Origin of the sequence: Prevotella sp. PTAC, from assembly GCF_013166535.1 — a bacterium.
Taxonomy (GTDB): Bacteria; Bacteroidota; Bacteroidia; order Bacteroidales; family Bacteroidaceae; genus Prevotella.
The window spans coordinates 96,825-118,355 of record NZ_JABKKK010000011.1 but is presented as its reverse complement, the minus strand read 5'-3'; the positions used below and the strand labels follow the sequence as shown (position 1 = coordinate 118,355).

31 protein-coding genes are annotated in these 21,531 nt (G+C 43.5%); 30 read left to right on the top strand and 1 reads right to left on the bottom strand.

The annotated features are described in order from the left end of the window. Positions 1 to 18: 18 nt before the first annotated feature. A complete protein-coding gene (locus HPS53_RS09865; protein WP_172205947.1) occupies positions 19 to 1,143 on the bottom strand; it encodes a T9SS type A sorting domain-containing protein in 1,125 nt (374 codons plus the stop codon). Positions 1,144 to 1,732: 589 nt separating this feature from the next. Between HPS53_RS09865 and HPS53_RS09860 the strand changes: the two genes are divergently transcribed. From HPS53_RS09860 to secY, 30 genes are all read left to right on the top strand, one after another. Then, a complete protein-coding gene (locus tag HPS53_RS09860) occupies positions 1,733 to 2,053 on the top strand; it encodes a DUF3467 domain-containing protein (RefSeq protein WP_104368402.1) in 321 nt (106 codons plus the stop codon). Positions 2,054 to 3,534: 1,481 nt separating this feature from the next. Beyond that, positions 3,535 to 4,056 carry a hypothetical protein gene (locus tag HPS53_RS09850; RefSeq protein WP_216651917.1) on the top strand — a complete coding sequence of 174 codons (522 nt, stop codon included), beginning with the start codon at positions 3,535 to 3,537 and terminating at the stop codon, positions 4,054 to 4,056. A 200-nt stretch (positions 4,057 to 4,256) separates the two neighbouring features. Then, on the top strand, positions 4,257 to 4,550 hold the full coding sequence (locus tag HPS53_RS09845; RefSeq protein WP_172205941.1) for a hypothetical protein: 294 nt from the start codon (positions 4,257 to 4,259) through the stop codon (positions 4,548 to 4,550). After that, positions 4,550 to 5,482, top strand: coding sequence for a hypothetical protein (locus HPS53_RS09840; RefSeq protein ID WP_172205939.1), 933 nt, complete (start codon positions 4,550 to 4,552; stop codon positions 5,480 to 5,482). The genes HPS53_RS09845 and HPS53_RS09840 overlap by 1 nt, the downstream gene beginning before the upstream one ends. A 106-nt stretch (positions 5,483 to 5,588) precedes the next feature. Next, complete coding sequence (locus HPS53_RS09835; RefSeq protein ID WP_104368371.1) at positions 5,589 to 7,139, top strand: leucine-rich repeat domain-containing protein; 1,551 nt, start codon at positions 5,589 to 5,591, stop codon at positions 7,137 to 7,139. Between the two features lie 400 nt (positions 7,140 to 7,539). After that, positions 7,540 to 7,920, top strand: a complete 381-nt coding sequence (gene rpsL / locus HPS53_RS09830) for a 30S ribosomal protein S12 (protein ID WP_104368372.1) — start codon at positions 7,540 to 7,542, stop codon at positions 7,918 to 7,920. A 157-nt stretch (positions 7,921 to 8,077) separates the two neighbouring features. Continuing rightward, the gene (gene rpsG / locus HPS53_RS09825) at positions 8,078 to 8,554 is read left to right on the top strand and encodes a 30S ribosomal protein S7 (RefSeq protein ID WP_172205937.1); all 477 of its coding nucleotides are present in this window, start codon (positions 8,078 to 8,080) and stop codon (positions 8,552 to 8,554) included. Between the two features lie 21 nt (positions 8,555 to 8,575). Further along, a complete protein-coding gene (gene fusA / locus HPS53_RS09820; protein ID WP_172205935.1) occupies positions 8,576 to 10,693 on the top strand; it encodes an elongation factor G in 2,118 nt (705 codons plus the stop codon). A gap of 100 nt (positions 10,694 to 10,793) precedes the next feature. After that, on the top strand, positions 10,794 to 11,099 hold the full coding sequence (rpsJ, locus tag HPS53_RS09815; protein ID WP_104368375.1) for a 30S ribosomal protein S10: 306 nt from the start codon (positions 10,794 to 10,796) through the stop codon (positions 11,097 to 11,099). A gap of 59 nt (positions 11,100 to 11,158) precedes the next feature. Next, on the top strand, positions 11,159 to 11,773 hold the full coding sequence (gene rplC, locus HPS53_RS09810; RefSeq protein WP_104368376.1) for a 50S ribosomal protein L3: 615 nt from the start codon (positions 11,159 to 11,161) through the stop codon (positions 11,771 to 11,773). Then, positions 11,773 to 12,402 carry a 50S ribosomal protein L4 gene (gene rplD, locus HPS53_RS09805; protein WP_104368377.1) on the top strand — a complete coding sequence of 210 codons (630 nt, stop codon included), beginning with the start codon at positions 11,773 to 11,775 and terminating at the stop codon, positions 12,400 to 12,402. Before rplC ends, rplD begins: the two co-directional genes overlap by 1 nt. 14 nt (positions 12,403 to 12,416) lie before the next feature. Next, positions 12,417 to 12,773: a 50S ribosomal protein L23 gene (rplW, locus tag HPS53_RS09800; RefSeq protein ID WP_104368378.1), complete on the top strand. Its 357-nt coding sequence runs from the start codon at positions 12,417 to 12,419 to the stop codon at positions 12,771 to 12,773. Between the two features lie 6 nt (positions 12,774 to 12,779). Next, positions 12,780 to 13,604 (top strand): 50S ribosomal protein L2, encoded by an 825-nt coding sequence (rplB, locus tag HPS53_RS09795; protein ID WP_104368379.1) that lies wholly within the window; start codon positions 12,780 to 12,782, stop codon positions 13,602 to 13,604. Positions 13,605 to 13,626: 22 nt separating this feature from the next. Continuing rightward, positions 13,627 to 13,893 (top strand): 30S ribosomal protein S19, encoded by a 267-nt coding sequence (rpsS, locus tag HPS53_RS09790; RefSeq protein WP_172205932.1) that lies wholly within the window; start codon positions 13,627 to 13,629, stop codon positions 13,891 to 13,893. 38 nt (positions 13,894 to 13,931) lie between these two features. Beyond that, on the top strand, positions 13,932 to 14,333 hold the full coding sequence (gene rplV, locus HPS53_RS09785; protein WP_104368380.1) for a 50S ribosomal protein L22: 402 nt from the start codon (positions 13,932 to 13,934) through the stop codon (positions 14,331 to 14,333). Between the two features lie 10 nt (positions 14,334 to 14,343). Next, a complete protein-coding gene (rpsC, locus tag HPS53_RS09780; RefSeq protein ID WP_104368381.1) occupies positions 14,344 to 15,063 on the top strand; it encodes a 30S ribosomal protein S3 in 720 nt (239 codons plus the stop codon). 27 nt (positions 15,064 to 15,090) lie between these two features. After that, positions 15,091 to 15,519 carry a 50S ribosomal protein L16 gene (rplP, locus tag HPS53_RS09775; protein ID WP_104368382.1) on the top strand — a complete coding sequence of 143 codons (429 nt, stop codon included), beginning with the start codon at positions 15,091 to 15,093 and terminating at the stop codon, positions 15,517 to 15,519. A 3-nt stretch (positions 15,520 to 15,522) separates the two neighbouring features. Then, a complete protein-coding gene (gene rpmC, locus HPS53_RS09770; RefSeq protein WP_104368383.1) occupies positions 15,523 to 15,717 on the top strand; it encodes a 50S ribosomal protein L29 in 195 nt (64 codons plus the stop codon). Positions 15,718 to 15,719: 2 nt separating this feature from the next. After that, on the top strand, positions 15,720 to 15,986 hold the full coding sequence (gene rpsQ, locus HPS53_RS09765) for a 30S ribosomal protein S17 (RefSeq protein WP_104368384.1): 267 nt from the start codon (positions 15,720 to 15,722) through the stop codon (positions 15,984 to 15,986). A gap of 2 nt (positions 15,987 to 15,988) precedes the next feature. After that, entirely contained in the window at positions 15,989 to 16,354 is a 366-nt protein-coding gene (gene rplN / locus HPS53_RS09760) for a 50S ribosomal protein L14 (protein WP_021963765.1), read from the top strand. A 19-nt stretch (positions 16,355 to 16,373) separates the two neighbouring features. Continuing rightward, positions 16,374 to 16,721, top strand: coding sequence for a 50S ribosomal protein L24 (gene rplX / locus HPS53_RS09755; protein WP_104368385.1), 348 nt, complete (start codon positions 16,374 to 16,376; stop codon positions 16,719 to 16,721). Next, positions 16,721 to 17,275, top strand: a complete 555-nt coding sequence (gene rplE / locus HPS53_RS09750; protein WP_104368386.1) for a 50S ribosomal protein L5 — start codon at positions 16,721 to 16,723, stop codon at positions 17,273 to 17,275. The genes rplX and rplE overlap by 1 nt, the downstream gene beginning before the upstream one ends. Before the next feature lie 5 nt (positions 17,276 to 17,280). Further along, on the top strand, positions 17,281 to 17,583 hold the full coding sequence (rpsN, locus tag HPS53_RS09745) for a 30S ribosomal protein S14 (protein WP_104368387.1): 303 nt from the start codon (positions 17,281 to 17,283) through the stop codon (positions 17,581 to 17,583). A 65-nt stretch (positions 17,584 to 17,648) separates the two neighbouring features. Further along, on the top strand, positions 17,649 to 18,044 hold the full coding sequence (rpsH, locus tag HPS53_RS09740; RefSeq protein ID WP_104368388.1) for a 30S ribosomal protein S8: 396 nt from the start codon (positions 17,649 to 17,651) through the stop codon (positions 18,042 to 18,044). Between the two features lie 15 nt (positions 18,045 to 18,059). Then, on the top strand, positions 18,060 to 18,626 hold the full coding sequence (gene rplF / locus HPS53_RS09735; RefSeq protein ID WP_104368389.1) for a 50S ribosomal protein L6: 567 nt from the start codon (positions 18,060 to 18,062) through the stop codon (positions 18,624 to 18,626). A gap of 18 nt (positions 18,627 to 18,644) precedes the next feature. Next, positions 18,645 to 18,989 carry a 50S ribosomal protein L18 gene (rplR, locus tag HPS53_RS09730; RefSeq protein WP_104368390.1) on the top strand — a complete coding sequence of 115 codons (345 nt, stop codon included), beginning with the start codon at positions 18,645 to 18,647 and terminating at the stop codon, positions 18,987 to 18,989. Positions 18,990 to 18,995: 6 nt separating this feature from the next. Beyond that, positions 18,996 to 19,508 carry a 30S ribosomal protein S5 gene (gene rpsE, locus HPS53_RS09725; RefSeq protein WP_104368391.1) on the top strand — a complete coding sequence of 171 codons (513 nt, stop codon included), beginning with the start codon at positions 18,996 to 18,998 and terminating at the stop codon, positions 19,506 to 19,508. Positions 19,509 to 19,519: 11 nt separating this feature from the next. Next, positions 19,520 to 19,696: a 50S ribosomal protein L30 gene (gene rpmD, locus HPS53_RS09720; protein WP_104368392.1), complete on the top strand. Its 177-nt coding sequence runs from the start codon at positions 19,520 to 19,522 to the stop codon at positions 19,694 to 19,696. A 27-nt stretch (positions 19,697 to 19,723) separates the two neighbouring features. Next, positions 19,724 to 20,170 (top strand): 50S ribosomal protein L15, encoded by a 447-nt coding sequence (gene rplO / locus HPS53_RS09715; RefSeq protein WP_104368393.1) that lies wholly within the window; start codon positions 19,724 to 19,726, stop codon positions 20,168 to 20,170. A gap of 4 nt (positions 20,171 to 20,174) precedes the next feature. Beyond that, positions 20,175 to 21,518: a preprotein translocase subunit SecY gene (gene secY / locus HPS53_RS09710; RefSeq protein ID WP_104368394.1), complete on the top strand. Its 1,344-nt coding sequence runs from the start codon at positions 20,175 to 20,177 to the stop codon at positions 21,516 to 21,518. Positions 21,519 to 21,531 lie beyond the last annotated feature (13 nt).

Genomic DNA, 21,531 nt, shown 5'->3' with positions numbered 1-21,531 from the left:
GTACGGATGTAGGGATTCTCATTTTAATAATATCTTTTCGGCATACCTGTTGTCGTTTACCCGGATGTTTATCAGATACACGCCCTTGGTGTATCCGGCGGTGTTGAATTGTTCTTTGTATACACCGCCAGCGTGTCGTCTCGTGCCGCTGTCATATAAGGTTTTCCCGTCAGGCGTGTAAATGGCGTATGATATTTCGGCTTCTGACGATATGCCGTATTCAAAGCGTATGACGCCGTCATCTGAAATATATGCGTTGTATGTGAATCCGGCATTGCCCGATAACGGATTGCGGAAGTTGCCGCCATGCAGTATGAGACGTTCTTGTATCTCTCTGTTCTCGCTGTCGTATTCAAGATTGTTTTGTTCCGACGGCGGGTAATAGAAAGCCGTTGTGAAACGGTTCTCGATGCCATCCTCATCAGTATGGGTTTGCAGTGTTTCCAATATCGGATACCTATATCCCTGGGCGTACCATCTGTATACATCGTTTCTGATGACAGTCTGGCATTTATCGCCTTGTTTGTCTATCCGCTCGGCGGAATACGGGTGCTTGGATATCGTTTTCAGGCTGTCTATGTGGAAATATTCTCCGTATACGCTTCGTTCCGTGTGTATGCGGAGCACGTTTCTTATTGTGTCGCCATCCGGCAGTATCAGCATTCCGGCAGCGTCGGCTTTTGTCACATATCGTCCGAAAGTGCGCAAGGCCACCTTGTCGCAGTAGGTTCCCGTGCCATGAAAGCAACCCGATATTGAGTCGCCGTACGACATCGGGAATTTAAGAAGTACTTCGGGCATGTCATAGCTCACTTTTGTGGTGTTGTTCTCAAAGCCGTTAAGTGTCAACGAGTTATCGGTCGTGTGATAATAATACATGGTTCGATGTTCCGTGCCGATGATGAGACTGTCTTTATGGCTTTCGTCTTCCGTGTAACTCAGTTCGTAGTTTTCGTTTGCCGGTTCCGTCTCTCCGAGATCCCACAGTACGTGTATCCCGCTTCGTCCGGGTTCTTTGTATGCGATCTGATGCTTTGTCAGCTCGTCACCTGCCCTGAACCTGTTTTGGGCGTACCGTATTCCCGTTTGTGCCTGACATAGGGCCGGGCAAAATAATAATAGTGATACTGTAAGGTTTTTCATCAATGTGGTTGTCGTTATGTTATTTCGATGGCGGTTAAAGGTGGCCGGCGGTATTTGTTGCGGTTCTGTATCGAATGTAAGTATACAATGTGTTCTGACAGACCACCGGGTTCACAGTGGCAAAGATAGTGAAATATTTTATATACCGTTTTATTATTGTAAGTTTTTTTTGGTGTTCAGGCGGAAAAATGCCAAGGCAGCCCGCCATCGCATGGTGGCTGTCGCCGGGAGCAGGAACTGTCTTTCTTTGTGATGGGTTGGGAGTGAGATGGTACAAAGCTTGGAGATGCCACGGTTGTATCTTGCCCCGATAGACCTGTTGTCGGGGACCTGAGCGCCAGGATTGATGATGGGGATTGATGTGATTTTGTTGTCATAATGCTTTGTTTTCTCGGAAAAAGTATTATCTTTGCATAATACAGGCTGCGATCCGGTGACTTGAAGTGTGCGTCCGCAGGTTGCGGATTGGGGTATCTTTGTTAATGTCGTGTGATATATCGACGGATTGGCATCGGTATGGCCGTATCAGGTATGGGGCATGGCGGCGGAAGAAAAACAAATCATTAACCAAATAAAAAAACAAACGATTATGAGTGAAAACGAGAACAAACAGCAAGGCCAGTTTCAGGTGGAACTGCCGCAGGAGATAGCACAGGGAGAATATGCGAACTTTGCCATCATAACACATTCGAGCAGCGATTTCGTGCTCGACTTCGCCCGGGTGCTTCCGGGAGTGCCGAAAGCACAGGTGCGCAGCCGTGTCATTCTTGCTCCGGAGCACGCAAAGCGCCTGCTCATGGCTCTGCAAGAGAATATAGTGCGCTATGAGCGTGAGTTCGGACAGATAAAAATACCGAATCAGGAGCCGCGCACCATCGCCCCGTTTAACGTGGGTAAGGGAGAGGCCTGATCGGTTATAAGCCTTGGCACCGGGTGATGGACTCGGATATATGATTACCTTATAGTGCGGAACAGTGCTTTCTCCATCGTTCCGTAATTTGTAATTATAAAGTCATGGATTTAACACTTCGTTTTTCGTCGAAATAGAATACGAAGGCGATACACACCGCTATATGCGATGCGATATGCCGCTTTCCGCCATCCGGCGGAAAGCGGCTTTTTCTGCGACGGGCATCCCGTTGGAGTGCGATCGGTTGCTTGTCGCGTTGCGTTTAGCGTCCCGTTGTCTTCCGTTTGGCTTCTAAATGCAATGCAACGGGACGCTAAACGGAAAAACTCGGAAAGGTGGATGAGGACTGTTGGGCGTGGATTGTAGGTGTGGCGGGCGTATCGTGTTGATACACAGGTATTTGTGTGAACAAGCTCAAAATCAGCTTATTTTCGGCCTCGGGATTTTAATTTTTAAACGGGCGAGTTTTGAGAGTATTTTTGTAAATATTATTCATAGCCTGAGTGCGTGCATGGAGAGCGGATCAATCTTCTGGCAATAACAGTACGGTAGATTTGGCTGCCGTTGTTCTTGATTTGCATGAGAAGGCCGTGAAAGGAGAAGTAGTTTCGACTGATAATATAGAAATGCTACATCTCATGGTGGAAAAAGAGTTACCGGACTTTATGAAGGCTATAAATGATATTTCTTTGCGACTCACATATAAAGAACGGATAATATGTATACTGATAAAGTATCGCTTCTTTCCGTCGGAGATAGCTGTACTGTTGGATATAAAAACGCAGAATTTGTCCAATACGCGCGCTAAGATTAACAGTCGGTTGTTTAAGACAAAGGGTGCGAAAACTCTTGATGCGAATATCTGGCGGCTGAAATAAAATTGTTTGAGATAAATGAATTTGCCATTTCTTTTTCACGTTTATTCATTCTTGTTCTGTCATAAATTTGGAAAACACATATAAAAACAAGGGTGTGTAAAAAATGTACTTTGCTATTGTGACCCTTGATTATCAGGTTGTTATCTTTTATCGTGAAAACACCCTGTGTATTTTGTGTACTCAAAATATTTGGAAAAATTTTTAAAATACCATATCTTTACGGCAGGATTTTAAAAGTGATAATGGGGGAAAAGATTTTTATCTCGTATCTTAATGTGCATGGCGACAACAATAATATCACATTATGAGATATTTCCTGGAAAAAGATGATTGTTGAACGTTTAATTGCAATGAGAATATTGCCTTATGTACTTTGTCTATTACATGGAGATTATTATTCTGACATATAGCTTTAATGAATACAATAAATCGATAAGTATATCGCAGACCATACTGCATAATAAAGGCGCATAAGCCGAAGAGCGCAAGGTAGGCATAACATTAATTCTAATGATTATGAAAAGATCAAATTTGTTTCATGGTTTCTTGTTACTGTTTCTTGCAGGGATTTTATTTTCTTGCGCTCAGGAAAGATGCGATGAAGTGCCGGATCGAGAAACTACAGTTGAGGAACTGACCGGACAACTGCGTGCCTACAACAAGAATATAGGTGTGATTGTGCCTGCCGATGACGAGACAAGAGGAACATCGGGACTGACGTTAACCACAAGAGACAAGATAAAGATTGCCATTGCCGATGTGAAAGGCGGACTGAGGGGTGCCGCTGTGGGCGGTGTCGCTGGCGCTGTGGTGGGTGCGGCGGTGCAGTCGCTAATCAAGGCCTCGAAGCTGTATATGATGAAATGGCTTACGGCCACTCTGAAAAACAACTATTGCAGCGGTCTCGTATTTGGAAATGGTGTTATGTCTTTTACCGACAGCATAGGTTACTATCACAATATGTTGGAGGCCGGGATGTATATACAGGACAGTTTGTCGCATCAAAAGGGCACTGGCACGTTGGTGCGTAAGGCGAATAGCATGATGAGGAGCACTTCTCGTGGGTATACCCTTTCCGGTGTATTGACGGCAGACAGGCTTGAGAGTATGTTCCCAATAGATTGAGTACAGACCTATTAGAAGATATGACTTTTATTGAAAGAACTCGGTTTTGGGCGTGTCCGAATATTTGGATAAGAAATCAAGAAGATGGTCTGTCAAATAGAACTTAACAGACTCCGCATGTTAAAAACAGAAGAGCTGATATTTATATCTATGCCAAAATTAGGAATAAAGGAGTTAAGCAATATGTGTATTTAAGGGGCATGAGTGAGCAAAAGGTAACAGGTTTTTGGAATAAATCTTCTTTGCTGATAACAAAAGATATGTGGCTTGATTTGCAACCGGGAAGTGAGATATTTGGTGGACCGATAGAGACGTGTGATATTTTGCCTACAATAGCTCCCGGACAGTCAGAAATTATCGAAATAGAAAAGAGGGTGAGCAATATATATGAAAAAGATGAAGGCGATCCTTATCCGATGTGTGTGTTGCTGCATATAAGTGAAAAAACGCAGATTATAATTTACGAGAAGATTCAGCCGGATTTGTTGCGGTAATGAATACGCCAAAGATAGCTCAAAATAACTCGATATGGGAGTATACAACGATTTCAGAGAAGTGCGATGTCCTTTTGTTTAATCCTAATTTAAATGAAAAGAAATACAGTATAAGGATAAATGCCAAAGATAAGACAAACAAACCGTTTAAAGAGGCCAATGTGTCTGTTGACGTGAAATCATCTCTTATGGAGGCATGGAAAAAAGGCGGAAGCCTTGGCGATAATATCGAAATAGATAAAAATGTGGCAAATAGGGTTTGTCTTAAAGACAGCGGTTCCATTATGAAAAACATTGTATTGGGGCCGCGGCAAAAAGGAAATATCGCATTGAATTGTAATTTCTATGCCAAAGAAGCGATAGTGAATGATAAGAGGGTTGATATTGATGTTACTGTTATTGACGATGCGACAGGCCGTGTGCTCGGCGGAGAAACATTCGTGATAATGCAAGATGCACGTCCGTCTATTAATCCGAATGTAAAAACAAATAGTAATATATTGGAAGTGGCGAATGTGTATGAGGATGTGTTGTACGAATGGTATGACAAGAACGGTAAACTTGTTGGTACAGGACAAACATTTAAAATTCCGGCGGGTGCATCTACGTCAGACTACACTGTAAAGGTGCAAGCAAAGAGTGATGGGGCGATAAGCTACTCAACGGCACAGGCCCCGATGCTGTCTTCTATAAAGAATGTGGACGCTAAGAGCCGTAAAGATGCAATTGTGGTTACGTTTGAAAATCCTACAGTCAATCAATCCACATTGCGTGTGGCATTGTCGGCGGGTAATAGTCCGGTTGCCGACTACACTGTGGATGGTGGGGCTGAAACCTATGATATACCCGCATCGAACATGGTGTCCGGTGTTTACCAAGTGACACTGATAGAGAATGGTAAGGTTACGGGAACGAAGAAATTTGTGAAATAATTCGATAAAAGTTTTGCAGGTCTGTGCTTTTTGCTTACATTTGTGGCGTAAAGAAAATATACAGACCTAAAATCATTAACTATATAATAAATAGGAGAACCAAATCATGAAAAAGTTTTTATTAATAGTGTTGTCGCTTGTTGCGGCGTTAAGTGTTACTGCTAAAAATATAAAGCATATAAAGATACTGCCGTTATTCTCTCTTGAACGTTATGTGGGAGATGATATTTATGATGTCGATTCTTTGATATTGGAAGGACGGCTGTATGAAAGAGACTTCGGGCTTTTGCGAAACTATATCGAGAAAGGCAGGCTGACCGGGCTTGACATCTCACGTTGCAATGTTACTGACAATAAAATTCCTAGCTATGCTTTTTATCCTTCTATTATAAACGGGGCGAAGGGCACAAGGGCTGAAAGTAACGATGTGGACAAGTATTATACGAATTTACAGTATGTGAAATTGCCGTATAATTTAAAGCGGATAGGCGAAAAGGCTTTTGCCCGTACAAACCTGCGCATGGTGGAATTGCCAAGAGCATTGGAGGAAATCGGTGACGGCGCTTTTGACGAATGTCAATATTTGGAAAGTATCTCGGTACGGGGATTCAAGTCTCCGAATGTCAATGTTTCAGTGGGCAAGTTGTCTGATGACATCACTCTGCGTGTTCCGGTAGGTTGCCGCGATAGATTTATGAATACGGGGCAGTGGAATGGCTTTAATATAGAGGAAAGTGCCAACTGTTTTATAACTGCTACCATACACATGGACGGAAGCAAGACTGTTACAGAACTTTTAGGTGACAAGGTTAACAAGTTGGACTCGGTGGTTATTACCGGACAAATGAAGGAAGGTGATGTGTTGGAACTGCGAAAGGTACTCACAAGCAGTGGACTTACGGGTGTGAACATGGGAAATTGTAAATTGGAAATGAATGAACTTGTTTCCGAGGCATTTTATAGCGGTTCTATTTACAATGAGGATGTCCCTGCTTATGACTATCAGTTGCATTATATTACTCTACCGGAGGGTATTGAGAAAATCGGAGCCTATGCTTTTCAAGGTTCGCTTTTACGTTCGATAAATTTACCGTCTACTGTAAAGGAAATAGAATTCAGGGCTTTTGCTATGTGTCGCGAATTGCGTGGTATGGTAGAACTGCCCGAAGGTATGACTTCGGTTGAGTCTTATGCTTTTGCGGACAGTCCTCTTCTATCTGTATATATACCGTCTACATTGGCGAGGCTGGCCGAGTGTTGCTTTTGGTTTGGTAATGGCAAGGAAGCTGTTCCCGGTGTTGTTTATTGTAATCGTTTGAATCCTCCGGTGAACAATAGTGTAGATGTTCTTAATTTCGATTCGAATGAAGGTTTGGGTACTTGGACTCTGTATGTCCCTATGGGAGCGAAAGAGAACTATCTGACATCGGAGAACGGTCAATGGAAGTATTTCGGCCGGATAATCGAGACTCCCGAGCTGACAGGTATAACCGATGGCATAGGAAATGCAGTGGCCGACGTTGCGACCGAGGGTGTCGAGGTGTACACGGCCGATGGCCGCATGGTGTCCAAGGGCAAGACAATGCCTTCGCTCGGTAAAGGCCTTTATATAGTGAAAAAAGGCGGAGAGGCGAAGAAAGTGTTTATAGGCAGGTAGGACAGTTATTGCTATATCAAAGTTGGCAAGAAGAAGCGGCAGGATAAAGCTGCCACATAATAATAACATATAATCATGTTATAGTAAAACAGTGGATCCCTGTGTCGGAGTTTTTAACTTTCGGCACAGGGAACTGAATTATACGTAAGGCGTGTGGGTGATATAAAAAGGGGCGCTAATGCCGGATGAACATTAAAAAAGTGGCAAGTTAGCTACCGGTTGTTAGTTAAAAAATATTATATCGTGTTAAAAGTAAAGCCATAAAAGTATTATATTATATAATGTGTTATGCCATTTGAAATAAAGTTTGTACCTTTGCACGCCAAATATGGGTATTTTGTACCCGTATTATTGATACGATAATATACAATAAATAATATAAATTTAAAAAATTACAACAATGCCTACAATTCAACAATTGGTAAGAAAAGGTAGAAAGGAACTTGTGGACAAGAGCAAGTCACCCGCATTGGATTCATGTCCTCAGCGTCGTGGCGTGTGTGTTCGTGTATACACCACAACCCCGAAGAAACCTAACTCGGCAATGCGTAAGGTTGCCCGTGTGCGTCTGACAAACCAGAAGGAAGTGAACTCTTACATTCCCGGAGAAGGACACAACTTGCAGGAGCACTCTATCGTGCTTGTTCGCGGTGGCCGTGTGAAAGACCTTCCCGGTGTTCGTTATCACATCGTTCGCGGAACCCTTGATACAGCCGGTGTGGCAAACCGTACACAGCGTCGCTCGAAGTATGGTGCCAAGCGTCCTAAGGCTAAGAAATAATAACCGGAGAAGGTTATAGGGCCTGAGGGTAAAACTTAAACAGAAGATAATCGTTTTGCTGGAGAAGTGTTACAAAGGTTGAGTAAATGTCCGGGTGCGGACGTTGAAGGACAAAAAAGGAAACAGCCCCATGCAGAATTAATTCATTAAAAACAAAATGAGAAAAGCAAAACCAAAGAAGCGCGTGATCCTGCCGGATCCCGTTTACAACGACAAGAAGGTTTCTAAATTTGTGAACCACTTGATGTATGACGGAAAGAAGACCAAGTCATACGAGATTTTCTACAACGCTCTTGAAGTAGTGAAGGGCAAGATGAGTAATGAAGAGAAGACAGCTCTCGAAGTGTGGAAGACTGCTCTCGACAATATTACTCCCCAGGTGGAGGTGAAGAGCCGCCGTATCGGTGGCGCGACATTTCAGGTTCCTACCGAAATCCGTCCCGACCGTAAGGAGAGCGTCTCAATGAAGAACATGATTGCTTTTGCCCGCAAGCGCAGCGGTAAGTCTATGGCAGACAAGTTGGCGGCTGAGATTATGGACGCTTTCAATAACCAGGGTGGCGCGTACAAGCGTAAGGAAGATATGCACCGTATGGCTGAGGCTAACCGCGCATTCGCTCATTTCAGATTCTAATATTAATAAGGTAAGAAAAAAATGGCTAACCGCGATTTACATTTGACCCGCAATATCGGTATCATGGCTCACATCGATGCCGGAAAGACAACGACTTCCGAGCGTATCCTTTTCTACACTGGTAAAACCCACAAGATAGGTGAGGTGCATGACGGAGCCGCTACCATGGACTGGATGGCTCAGGAGCAGGAGCGTGGTATTACTATCACGTCAGCTGCGACTACATGTAACTGGACATGGAACAATAAGAACTTCAAAATCAACCTGATCGACACTCCGGGACACGTAGACTTCACTGCCGAGGTGGAGCGCTCGCTCCGCGTACTCGACGGAGCTGTCGCAACTTATTCTGCCGCTGACGGTGTACAGCCTCAGTCTGAGACAGTTTGGCGTCAGGCAGATAAGTATAATGTGCCGCGTATCGGTTATGTTAACAAGATGGACCGCTCGGGAGCGGATTTCTTCGAGACAGTCCAGCAGATGAAGGATATTCTCGGCGCTAACCCTGTTGTGCTTCAGGTGCCTATCGGCGCAGAGGAAAACTTCAGGGGTGTTGTCGACCTTATCAAGATGAAAGCCATTCTGTGGCACGACGAGACCATGGGTGCGGAATATTCCGTTGAGGAGATTCCCGCAGACATGAAAGACGAGTGCGATGAGTGGAGAGGAAAACTTCTTGAGGCCGCTGCCGAATATGAGGAAGCGTTGATGGAGAAGTATTTCGATGATCCTGAGTCAATCACGGAAGAGGAGGTCATGGCTGCAATCCGTAAGGGTACTGTGTCTATGGCATGTACTCCGATGATTTGCGGCTCTTCATACAAGAACAAAGGTGTGCAGCCGTTGCTTGACTATGTATGCGCTTTCCTGCCTTCGCCTCTTGATATAGACAGTATCGTAGGTACAAACCCTGATACGGAAGAGGAAGAAACACGCAAGCCGAGTGATGATGATCCTACATCGGCTCTCGCGTTCAAGATTGCCACTGACCCATACATGGGACGTCTGGTATTCTTCCGTGTCTACTCTGGTAAGGTCACTGCCGGCTCTTACGTGTTCAATGCACGTTCCGGAAAGAAAGAGCGCATCAGCCGTCTGTTCCAGATGAACTCGAATAAGGAAATTCCGATGGAGTCTATCGATGCCGGTGATATCGGTGCAGGTGTAGGTTTCAAGGATATCCGTACCGGTGACACTCTTTGCGATGAGGCACATCCGATCGTGCTGGAGTCTATGACATTCCCCGATACTGTGATTTCAATTGCTGTAGAGCCGAAGAGCCAGGCCGACATCGCTAAGTTGGATAACGGCCTTGCTAAATTGGCTGAGGAGGATCCTACGTTCACGGTACGTACGGACGAACAGAGCGGTCAGACAATTATATCCGGTATGGGTGAGCTTCATCTTGATATTATCATCGACCGTCTGAAGCGTGAATTCAAGGTTGAGTGTAACCAAGGTAAGCCGCAGGTTAACTATAAGGAAGCTATCACCAAGACAGTCAACCTGCGTGAGGTTTACAAGAAGCAGAGTGGAGGTCGCGGTAAGTTCGCTGACATCATCGTTGATCTCGGTCCGGTGGATGAGGACTTCAAGGAAGGCGGTCTGCAATTCGTTAATGAGGTTAAGGGCGGTAACATTCCGAAAGAGTTCATCCCCTCTGTTCAGAAAGGATTTGAGAACGCTATGAAGACCGGTATCCTTGGCGGTTATCCGGTAGACAGCTTGAAAGTGGTGCTTATAGACGGTTCTTTCCACCCGGTAGACTCTGACCAGTTGTCATTCGAGCTTGCGGCCCTGAATGCATACAAGAACGGATGTGTGAAAGCAGGTCCCGTTTTGATGGAGCCTATAATGAAGCTCGAGGTTATCACACCGGAAGAGAATATGGGTGATGTGATCGGTGACTTGAACAAGCGTCGCGGACAGGTTGAAGGAATGGACGAGGCCCGCAGCGGTGCACGTGTCGTTAAGGCGAAGGTGCCACTGTCAGAGATGTTCGGTTATGTGACCGCTCTGCGTACCATTACTTCCGGACGTGCCACAAGCTCAATGGAGTACGACCACCACGCTCCTCTGTCAAGTTCTATTGCAAAGACTGTCCTTGAGGAGGTTAAGGGCCGTGCGGATTTGGTCTAACCGTTGATAAGCGATAATAATAATAAAAGTGGAGAGATACTGCTTAGCGAATGACTCTTAAGCAGTGTCTCTCTAACTCGGAATAATAAAATAAAATACAATGAGTCAGAAAATCAGAATTAAGCTGAAGTCTTACGACCATCAATTGGTTGACAAGTCAGCAGAGAAAATCGTGAAGGCTGTCAAAGCCACAGGTGCAATCATTAGTGGTCCTATTCCATTGCCTACCCACAAGCGTATCTATACTGTTAACCGCAGTACATTCGTTAACAAGAAGGCCCGTGAGCAGTTCCAGTTGTCGGATTACAAGCGTCTTATAGACATTTACAGCTCGACCGCGAAGACTGTGGACGCTTTGATGAAACTCGAACTCCCGAGTGGTGTTGAGGTTGAAATCAAGGTGTAGGGCAGTGGTTTTGAGACAAATAATGATTATCACAACAGAATTTTTAAATATTAATTGAAATGCCAGGATTAATTGGAAGAAAAATCGGAATGACATCCGTTTTCAGTGCCGACGGTAAGAATGTACCGTGCACTGTTATCGAAGCTGGTCCTTGTGTTGTAACACAGGTAAAGACCGTTGAGAAAGACGGTTATAAGGCTGTTCAGTTGGGTTTCGGTGAGGCAAAAGAGAAGAATACCTCCAAGCCGATGATGGGAACCTTTAAGAAGGCCGGTACAACACCAAAGAGCCACTTGGCCGAGTTCAAGTTTGATGAGGAGTATAACCTCGGTGACACAATTACAGTAGAACTCTTCAACGACGCGGAGTATGTGGACGTTGTAGGAACATCAAAAGGTAAAGGATTCCAGGGTGTAATGAAGCGTCATGGTTTCGGCGGTGTGGGTCAGAGCACTCACGGTCAGGACGACCGCGCGCGCAAGCCGGGTTCAATCGGTGCCTGTTCTTATCCCGCAAAGGTGTTCAAGGGTATGCGTATGGGTGGCCACATGGGTAATGAGAGAGTTACGACCCAGAACCTGAGAGTATTGAAAGTAATACCGGAGCATAATCTCATCCTTGTGAAAGGTAGTGTTGCCGGTTGCAATGGTTCAACCGTATTAATCAAGAAATAATGGAAATTAACGTATTAAATATCAATGGTCAGGAGACCGGACGCAAGGTTACGTTAAACGAGTCTGTCTTCGGAATTGAACCTAATGACCACGTTCTTTATTTGGACGTAAAGCAGTATCTCGCAAATCAGCGTCAGGGTACACATAAGTCAAAGGAAAGAAGCGAAGTATCCGGTTCTACTCGCAAACTCGGTCGCCAGAAAGGCGGCGGCGGCGCTCGTCGTGGTGATATCAATTCACCCGTGCTTGTAGGTGGTGGACGTGTTTTCGGACCTAAACCGCGTGATTATCGCTTCAAGTTGAACAAGAAAGTGAAGGTTCTCGCACGCAAGAGCGCATTGTCTTACAAGGCTCAAGAAAATGCAATAATGGTCGTTGAAGATTTCAATATGGAAGCTCCAAAGACTAAAGATTTTGTAAATATTGCTAAAAATCTTAAAGTTGAAGGCAAGAAAGCGCTTTTTGTTTTGTCAGAATTAAATAAAAACGTATATTTGTCAGCTCGAAATTTACAACGTACCGGTGTCATGGTCGCATCGCAGCTCAATGCGTACAGTGTGTTGAATGCTGATGTGCTCGTGGTTACCGAAAATTCGTTGAAAACAATTGACGGTATCTTAACAAAATAAAGGAGACATAAGAAATGGCATTTATAATAAAACCCTTGGTTACTGAGAAGATGACCAAGATTACAGATAAGTCTTCTGTCGACAGAACCTACAAGGTTAAGGCGAAGAAAGGTGAGGAGCGTACGAAAGTCGCTACTCCCAAATATGGTTTCATCGTTAAGCCCGAGGCTAATAAGATAGAGATAAAAAAGGAAATAGAAAGTCTCTACAATGTTAAGGTTATAGATGTGAACACCATTCGTTATGCCGGTAAACGTTCTACACGTTATACAAAGGCTGGTCTCATTAAGGGACAGAAGAATGCATTCAAGAAAGCTATTGTCACTTTGAAAGAGGGCGATACGATTGATTTTTATAGCAATATACAATAATATAAAATGGCAGTACGTAAATTTAAGCCGGTAACACCCGGCCAAAGACACAAGATTATTGGCACGTTCGAGGAAATTACTGCATCCGTGCCAGAGAAGTCTCTCGTTTACGGTAAACGTTCTACCGGTGGTCGAAACAACACCGGTAAAATGACTGTACGCTATATGGGCGGCGGTCATAAGAGGAAGTATCGTCTCATCGACTTCAAGCGAGAGAAAGATGGTGTCCCAGCGATAGTTAAGACAATAGAATACGATCCGAACCGTTCGGCTCGTATTGCTTTGTTGTTCTACGCTGATGGTGAAAAACGTTATATAATTGCTCCTAATGGATTGCAGGTAGGCGCAACTTTGGTTTCAGGAGCGGAGGCAGTGCCAGAGATTGGTAATGCCCTCCCCTTGGCAAACATCCCTGTGGGTACGGTAATTCACAATATAGAATTACGTCCGGGACAAGGTGCGTTGCTCGTTCGTTCGGCCGGCAATTTCGCTCAGTTAACTTCTCGTGAGGGTAGCTATTGTGTGATCAAGCTTCCCTCGGGTGAAACTCGTAAAATTCTTAGCGCTTGTAAAGCGACTATCGGTAGTGTGGGTAATTCGGATCACGCCTTGGAGCAGTCTGGTAAGGCCGGACGCTCTCGCTGGTTGGGTCGCCGTCCTCACAACCGTGGTGTTGTCATGAACCCTGTTGATCACCCGATGGGTGGTGGTGAGGGTCGCCAGTCTGGAGGCCATCCCCGTTCACGTAAGGGATTGTACGCAAAGGGTCTCAAGACACGTGCACCTAAGAAGCTTTCTAATAAGTATATTATCGAAAGAGCAAGTAAGTAATCAAGTTAACTAAGTGTAAATTATGAGTCGTTCATTAAAAAAAGGTCCGTATATAAACGTATCACTCGAGAAAAAAATTCTCGCCATGAATGAGAGCGGAAAGAAGAGTGTCGTTAAGACTTGGGCCAGAGCTTCAATGATTTCCCCTGATTTTGTGGGACATACAGTTGCAGTTCATAACGGAAATAAATTTATTCCTGTTTACATTACCGAGAACATGGTCGGACACAAGCTTGGTGAGTTCTCGCCAACCCGTCGTTTTGGTGGCCATGCAGGTAATAAAAGGTAAATCAGGTAAAATCCACCAGAAATAAAAAGAAATAAATAATGGGAGCAAGAAAACATATTAAGGCTGAAGAAAGAAAGGCAGCCCTTAAAACACAGTATTTTGCTAAGCTGAAAGGCGTTCCTTCTTCTCCACGTAAAATGCGTTATGTCGTAGATATGGTTCGTGGAATGGAAGTGAATCGCGCTCTCGGTGTATTGAGATTCTCCAAGAAAGCCGCTGCTGCTGACGTAGAGAAACTTCTCCGTTCGGCCATTGCAAACTGGGAAGCTAAAAATGACCGCAAGGCAGAAGCAGGTGAACTTTATATTACGAAAATATTCGTTGATGAAGGTGTTACTTTAAAGCGTATGAGACCTGCACCTCAGGGCCGCGGATATAGAATCCGTAAACGTTCTAATCACGTTACTCTGTTTGTGGACGCTATAACTAATGATAAATAATTAAAGTAGAATGGGACAAAAAGTTAATCCAATAAGCAACCGTCTTGGAATTGTTAGAGGTTGGGATTCAAATTGGTTTGGAGGCAAGGACTTCGGAGACAACTTGGTTGAAGACATGAAGATTCGCAAGTATCTTAATGAGCGTTTGGCTAAGGCAAGTGTTTCCAAAATTGTCATCGAGCGTACATTGAAGCTTGTTACCATTACTATTTGTACGGCTCGTCCGGGTATTGTCATTGGTAAAGGTGGTCAAGATGTAGACAAATTGAAAGAGGAATTGAAGAAGCTCTACGACAAAGAGATTCAAATCAATATCTTTGAGGTGAAGAAACCCGAACTGGACGCAACCATCGTGGGTAACAACATTGCTCGTCAGGTGGAAGGAAAAATAGCTTATCGCCGTGCAATCAAAATGGCTATAGCAAACACAATGCGTGCCGGTGCCGAGGGTATTAAGATTCAAATTACAGGACGTCTGAACGGTGCTGAAATGGCACGTAAGGAAATGTATAAGGAGGGACGTACTCCTTTGCATACTTTCCGCGCAGACATCGATTTCTGCCAAGCCGAGGCTTTGACGAAAGTAGGTTTGTTGGGTATTAAAGTGTGGATTTGCCGTGGTGAAGTTTACGGCAAGCGCGATCTTTCGCCTAACTTTACCCAGGATAAGGGCAACGGCCGTTCTAATGGTGGCAATGGTGGCAGAAAATTCCGTAATAAGAAGAAATAAGTAATTGTTTTAAAGTAAGAAGCTATCATGTTACAACCTAAGAGAGTAAAATATAGAAGACCTCAAGATGGCCGTGGAAACAAAGGTAACGCCCACAGAGGTACACAGCTGGCTTTTGGCTCATTCGGAATCAAGACTCTTGAAGCCAAATGGCTGGACAGCCGTCAGATTGAAGCCGCTCGTGTGGCTGTAAACCGTTATATGCAGCGTGAGGGTCAGGTTTGGATTCGCATATTCCCGGATAAACCTATAACACGTAAGCCTGCTGACGTTCGTATGGGTAAGGGAAAGGGAGATCCCGCCGGATGGGTAGCACCCGTGACCCCGGGACGTATTCTCTTTGAAGTGGAAGGCGTTTCTTTTGATATCGCTAAGGAGGCTCTTCGCCTTGCAGCACAGAAATTGCCGGTAAAGACGAAGTTTGTTGTTAGACGTGATTACGATAAAAACGCTTAATTTATGAAGATGACAGAAGTAAAAGAACTTGAAACCAAAGAATTGGCAGAGAGAATAGAGGCTGAAGTTGGTAAGTACAACCAAATGAAATTGAATCATTCAATCACTCCTTTGGAAAACCCATCAGAGATTAAGGCTTTGCGTCGTAATATCGCACGTATGAAAACAGAACTCCGTCAAAGAGAACTTAATAAATAATAATGGGCCAGATGGAAACAAGAAATTTAAGAAAGACAAGACAGGGTGTTGTTGTCAGCAACAAAATGGATAAAACCATTGTTATTGCCTCTAAGTTCAAGGAGATGCACCCAATATATGGTAAATTTGTGCAGAAGACAAAAAAATACCATGCTCATGATGAGAAGAATGAGGCTAACGTAGGAGATACTGTCCTCATTATGGAAACCCGTCCTTTGAGCAAGACAAAGAGATGGAGATTAGTTCAAATTGTTGAAAAAGCTAAGTAATTATGATACAAGCAGAATCAAGACTTACAGTATGTGATAACAGCGGTGCGCGCGAGGCCCTTTGCATTCGTGTATTGGGTGGAACGCGTCGTCGTTATGCAAGTGTTGGAGACGTGATTGTTGTTGCGGTAAAAAACGTTATCCCGTCAAGTGATTTGAAGAAAGGTGCAGTATCTAAGGCTTTGGTTGTTCGCACAAAGAAAGAGATACGTCGTGCAGACGGTTCTTACATTCGCTTTGATGATAACGCATGCGTGTTGCTGAACAATGCTGGTGAACTTCGTGGAAGCCGTATCTTCGGTCCGGTAGCACGTGAGTTGCGTGCCGTTAATATGAAGGTCGTTTCTTTGGCACCGGAAGTTCTTTAATATTAAAATGTGACAAGAAATGAGTAAGTTGAAAATAAAGAAAAATGATATGGTACTTGTCATTGCTGGTAACAGCAAAGACAGGAAAGGCCAAAATGGCAAGTATCCCGCACCCCATAAGGTGCTTAAGGTGCTTGTTGAAGAGCAGCGTGCTATTGTGGAGGGTGTAAATATGGTCTCTAAAAGCACAAAGCCTTCTGCTCAGAATCCGCAGGGTGGCATCGTAAAGAAAGAGGCTCCGATACATATCTCTAATCTGAGTTTGGTAGATCCTACAAGCGGTGAACCTACACGTGTTGCAATCAAGAAGACCGAAGACGGAAAGAAAATTCGTGTCGCTAAAAAATCAGGAGAGGAGATTAAGTAATGAATACAGCACAATTAAAGAAAACTTATTTGGAGCAAATAGCTCCTGCATTGGAGAAGCAGTTTAACTATGGCTCTAAGATGCAGACCCCGGTTTTGAAAAAAATTGTAGTTAATCAAGGATTGGGAGATGCAACTCAAGATAAGAAGCTGATAGATGTAGCCATCAATGAAATAACGGCTATTACAGGCCAGAAAGCTGTTGCTACTTATTCAAAGAAGGATATTGCTAATTTCAAGCTTCGTAAGAAAATGCCTATCGGTGTTATGGTTACATTGCGTCGTGAGCGTATGTACGAATTTCTTGAGAAGCTTGTTCGTATAGCTCTGCCTCGTATTCGTGACTTTAAGGGTATTGAGAGTAAATTTGACGGACGTGGAAACTATACTCTTGGAATTCAGGAGCAGATTATTTTCCCTGAAATCAATATTGATACAATAGACCGTATCCAAGGTATGAATATAACCTTTGTTACATCCGCTAAGACGGATGAGGAGGGATATGCTTTGCTTAAAGCTTTCGGTCTGCCTTTTAAGAATGCTAAAAACGATTAAGACATATGGCAAAAGAATCAATGAAAGCCCGTGAGGTGAAGCGTGCTAAATTAGTGGCCCGTTATGCTGAGAAGCGTGCGGCACTTAAGAAGATCATAGCAACTGCAGAAGATCCTTCTGATGCTTATGAAGCAGCTCGTAAATTGCAGAGTATACCTAAAAATGCCAACCCAATACGTTTGCATAACCGTTGCAAGATCACGGGTCGTCCGAAAGGATATATGCGCCAGTTTGGATTGTCTCGTATTCAATTCCGTGAGATGGCATCAAACGGTTTGATTCCGGGAGTGAAGAAGGCAAGTTGGTAATCCAAGAGAAGATTTTTATTTTTTAATATTGTCGGGGTAGTCCCGATTAATTAAACTTTTATTTTATGACAGATCCAATAGCAGATTATCTGACGAGGTTGAGGAATGCAATCATGGCTCATCACCGTGTTGTAGAGGTTCCAGCCTCAAACTTGAAGAAGGAGATCACAAAAATCCTCTTTGAGAAAGGATACATCCTGAACTACAAATTTGTAGAGGATGGTCCGCAAGGAACAATTAAAGTTGCATTGAAGTACAATCCTGCGACAAAGGAGAATGCAATCAAGTGCCTGAAAAGAGTGTCAACACCCGGTCTACGTAAGTATACAGGTTATAAGGACATGCCGAGAGTTATTAATGGATTAGGTATAGCTATTTTATCTACATCCAAAGGTGTAATGACAGACAAAGAAGCTGCCACACTTAAAATTGGTGGTGAAGTTCTTTGCTATGTATATTAATTGGAGGATTTGTATATGTCAAGAATAGGAAAATTACCAATTAGTATTCCTGCGGGAGTTACAGTTACTCAGAATGCTGGTGTTGTGACAGTAAAAGGTCCTAAGGGTGAACTTTCTCAAAAAGTAGATTCTTCTATAATCGTTAACATTGCGGATGGTAATATCGTCTTTGAGATAGATGAGAACAATCCTGTTAATTACAAGCAGAAGCAGGCTTTCCATGGTCTTTATCGTGCTCTTGTAAATAATATGGTTGTAGGCGTAAGCGAGGGTTATAAGAAAGTACTTGAACTTGTCGGTGTAGGTTATCGTGTATCTAACCAAGGTAACCTCATTGAGTTCTCGCTTGGTTATACTCACCCCATTTTCATCCAACTCCCCTCTGAGGTGAAAGTTGAGACAAAATCTGAGAGAAACCAGAATCCAATTATCATTCTTGAGTCTTGCGATAAAGCATTGCTGGGTCTTATTTGTGCAAAAATTCGTTCTTTCCGTATGCCGGAGCCTTATAAGGGTAAGGGTATATTATTCCAAGGCGAGGTTATTCGCAGAAAGTCTGGTAAATCAGCTTCAGCTAAGTAACTTTAATAAATTACGATTATGACAACAAAGAAAGTAGAAAGACGAATAAAGATTAAATACAGAATTCGTAAGAGTATATTCGGAACCGCAGAACGTCCACGTATGAGTGTTTTCCGCAGCAATAAGCAGATATATGTTCAAGTTATAAATGATCAAAACGGAACAACTCTTGCTTCTGCTTCTTCATTAGGCATGGAGACTATGCCGAAGATACAGCAGGCAGAAAAAGTAGGTGAGCTTGTAGCTAAGAAGGCAATTGAAGTTGGTGTTTCTTCTGTGGTATTTGATCGTAATGGTTACCTCTATCATGGACGTGTTAAACAGCTTGCTGAGGGTGCACGTAAGGGAGGACTCAAATTTTAAACGATTATGGCAATGAATAAAGTTAGAATAAATAGTGACGTTGAGTTAAAAGACAGATTAGTTGCTATAAACCGTGTTACAAAGGTAACAAAGGGAGGACGTACTTTTACATTTGCAGCAATTGTCGTTGTCGGTGACGGTAACGGTGTTATAGGCTGGGGACTTGGCAAGGCCGGTGAAGTTACGGCTGCCATTGCTAAGGGTGTAGAGGCAGCAAAGAAGAATCTCGTGAAAGTTCCTGTACTGAAAGGTACAATACCTCATGAGATGGAGGCTCATTTCGGTGGCGCACAGGTATTTTTGAAGCCGGCAGCTGCCGGTACCGGTCTCGTGGCCGGTGGTGCTATGCGTGCCGTACTTGATAGTGTAGGTGTGAAGGATGTATTGGCAAAGTCCAAGGGCTCTTCAAATCCTCATAATCTTGTAAAAGCCACAATCCTTGCATTGACACAGATGAGGGATGCATATACTATTGCTGGTACTCGTGGAATAAGTATGGAGAAAGTATTTAGAGGATAAGGAGAATAAATATGGCAACAATTAAAATAAAGCAGGTAAAGAGTAAGATTGGTGCTCCTGCAGATCAGAAGCGTACATTAGAGGCGTTAGGTTTGCGTAAAATTGCCCAGGTTGTAGAAAAAGAAGATACTCCTTCTCTTCGCGGAATGATACGCAAGGTACACCACTTGGTTACTGTGATAGACTAATTATTCAAATAAAAAACAGATTTAATTATGAAACTACATAATTTAAAGCCAGCAGAAGGCTCTACACATTCACGTCGTAGGATTGGTCGTGGACCGGGTTCCGGTTTGGGTGGTACTTCTACTCGTGGACATAAGGGTGCCAAAGCAAGATCTGGTTATAAGAGAAAGATTGGTTTCGAAGGTGGTCAGATGCCTCTGCAACGTCGTATTCCGAAAGCTGGATTTAAGAATATCAATCATAAGGAGTATTTCGCAGTTAATTTGTCTACTCTTCAGAAACTTGCAGAAGAGAAGAATTTGTCGAAGATTGGTGTAGCGGATTTCGTGGCTGCAGGTCTTACAAATGGTAAAGAGCTGGTAAAGATCCTTGGCAATGGAGAACTGAAGGCAAAGGTTGATGTTGAAGCAAACGCTTTCTCTAAAACTGCAGAGGAGGCGATTAAAGCAGTAGGTGGTAACGCAACAATAATCTAAGAAAATGAAGAAGTTAATTGAGACACTAAAGAACATTTGGAAAGTAGAGGATTTGCGTCAGCGCATTCTTATCGCTCTGCTCTTTACGGCTATTTATCGTTTTGGCTCGTTTGTTGTCCTTCCAGGTATAAATCCCGGAATGTTGGATAAATTGCAATCGCAGACTCAGGGTGGTTTGATGTCTCTTCTGGATATGTTCTCTGGTGGAGCATTTTCCAATGCGTCTATTTTCGCTTTGGGAATAATGCCTTACATCTCAGCTTCTATCGTTATGCAAATTCTCGCCATGACTGTACCTTATTTCCAGAAGATGCAGCGTGAAGGAGAAAGTGGACGTAAAAAGATTAGCATGTATACTCGTTGGCTTACAGTGGCAATTTTGCTATTCCAAGCCCCGAGTTACTTGTTTAATCTTAAGATGCAGGCCGGAGCGGCTTTAGCTACCGGTGTGTCTTGGACTATGTTTATCATTTCGTCTACAATTATTCTTGCGGCGGGAAGTATGTTCGTCCTTTGGTTAGGTGAACGCATTACAGATAAAGGAATAGGTAATGGTATCTCAATAATAATTATGGTTGGAATTATAGCTCGTCTTCCCCAGGCTTTTATACAGGAGTTGGCTTCTCGCTTTACTTCTGCGACAGGTGGCGGACTTGTTATGTTCATAGCAGAGATAATCATCCTTTTCTGTGTTGTTTGTGCGGCTATTGTCTTAGTACAGGGAACTCGTAAAATCCCTGTACAATATGCAAAGCGTCTTGTTGGCAATAAGCAATATGGCGGTGCACGCCAGTACATACCTTTGAAGTTGTTCGCTGCCAATGTAATGCCGATAATCTTTGCACAGGCATTGATGTTTATACCATTGGCTATTGTGCAGTATTCATCTCAAGAGAATGCAAATTGGGTCGTACGCTCAATGTTGGATCATCATAGTTGGCTGTATAATGTGATATTTGCTTTGTTGATAATCGCATTTACATATTTCTATACTGCAATAACTTTGAATCCGACACAGATGGCAGAAGATATGAAGCGTAATAATGGCTTTATTCCCGGTATAAAGCCGGGTAAGGACACAGCGGATTATATTGATACGGTAATGTCTCGTATAACTTTCCCTGGTTCGTTGTTTATCGCTTTTATCGCAATAATGCCGGCTCTTGCGGGATTGCTTCAAGTGCAGGATGCTTTCTCACAGTTCTTTGGTGGAACTTCATTGTTGATTCTCATAGGAGTTGTACTTGATACTCTCCAACAGATAGAGAGTCATTTGCTCATGCGTCATTATGACGGGTTGCTTAACTCTGGCCGTATTCATGGCCGTGGTGGAGTGTCCGCATATTGATTTTTGCTTCAGG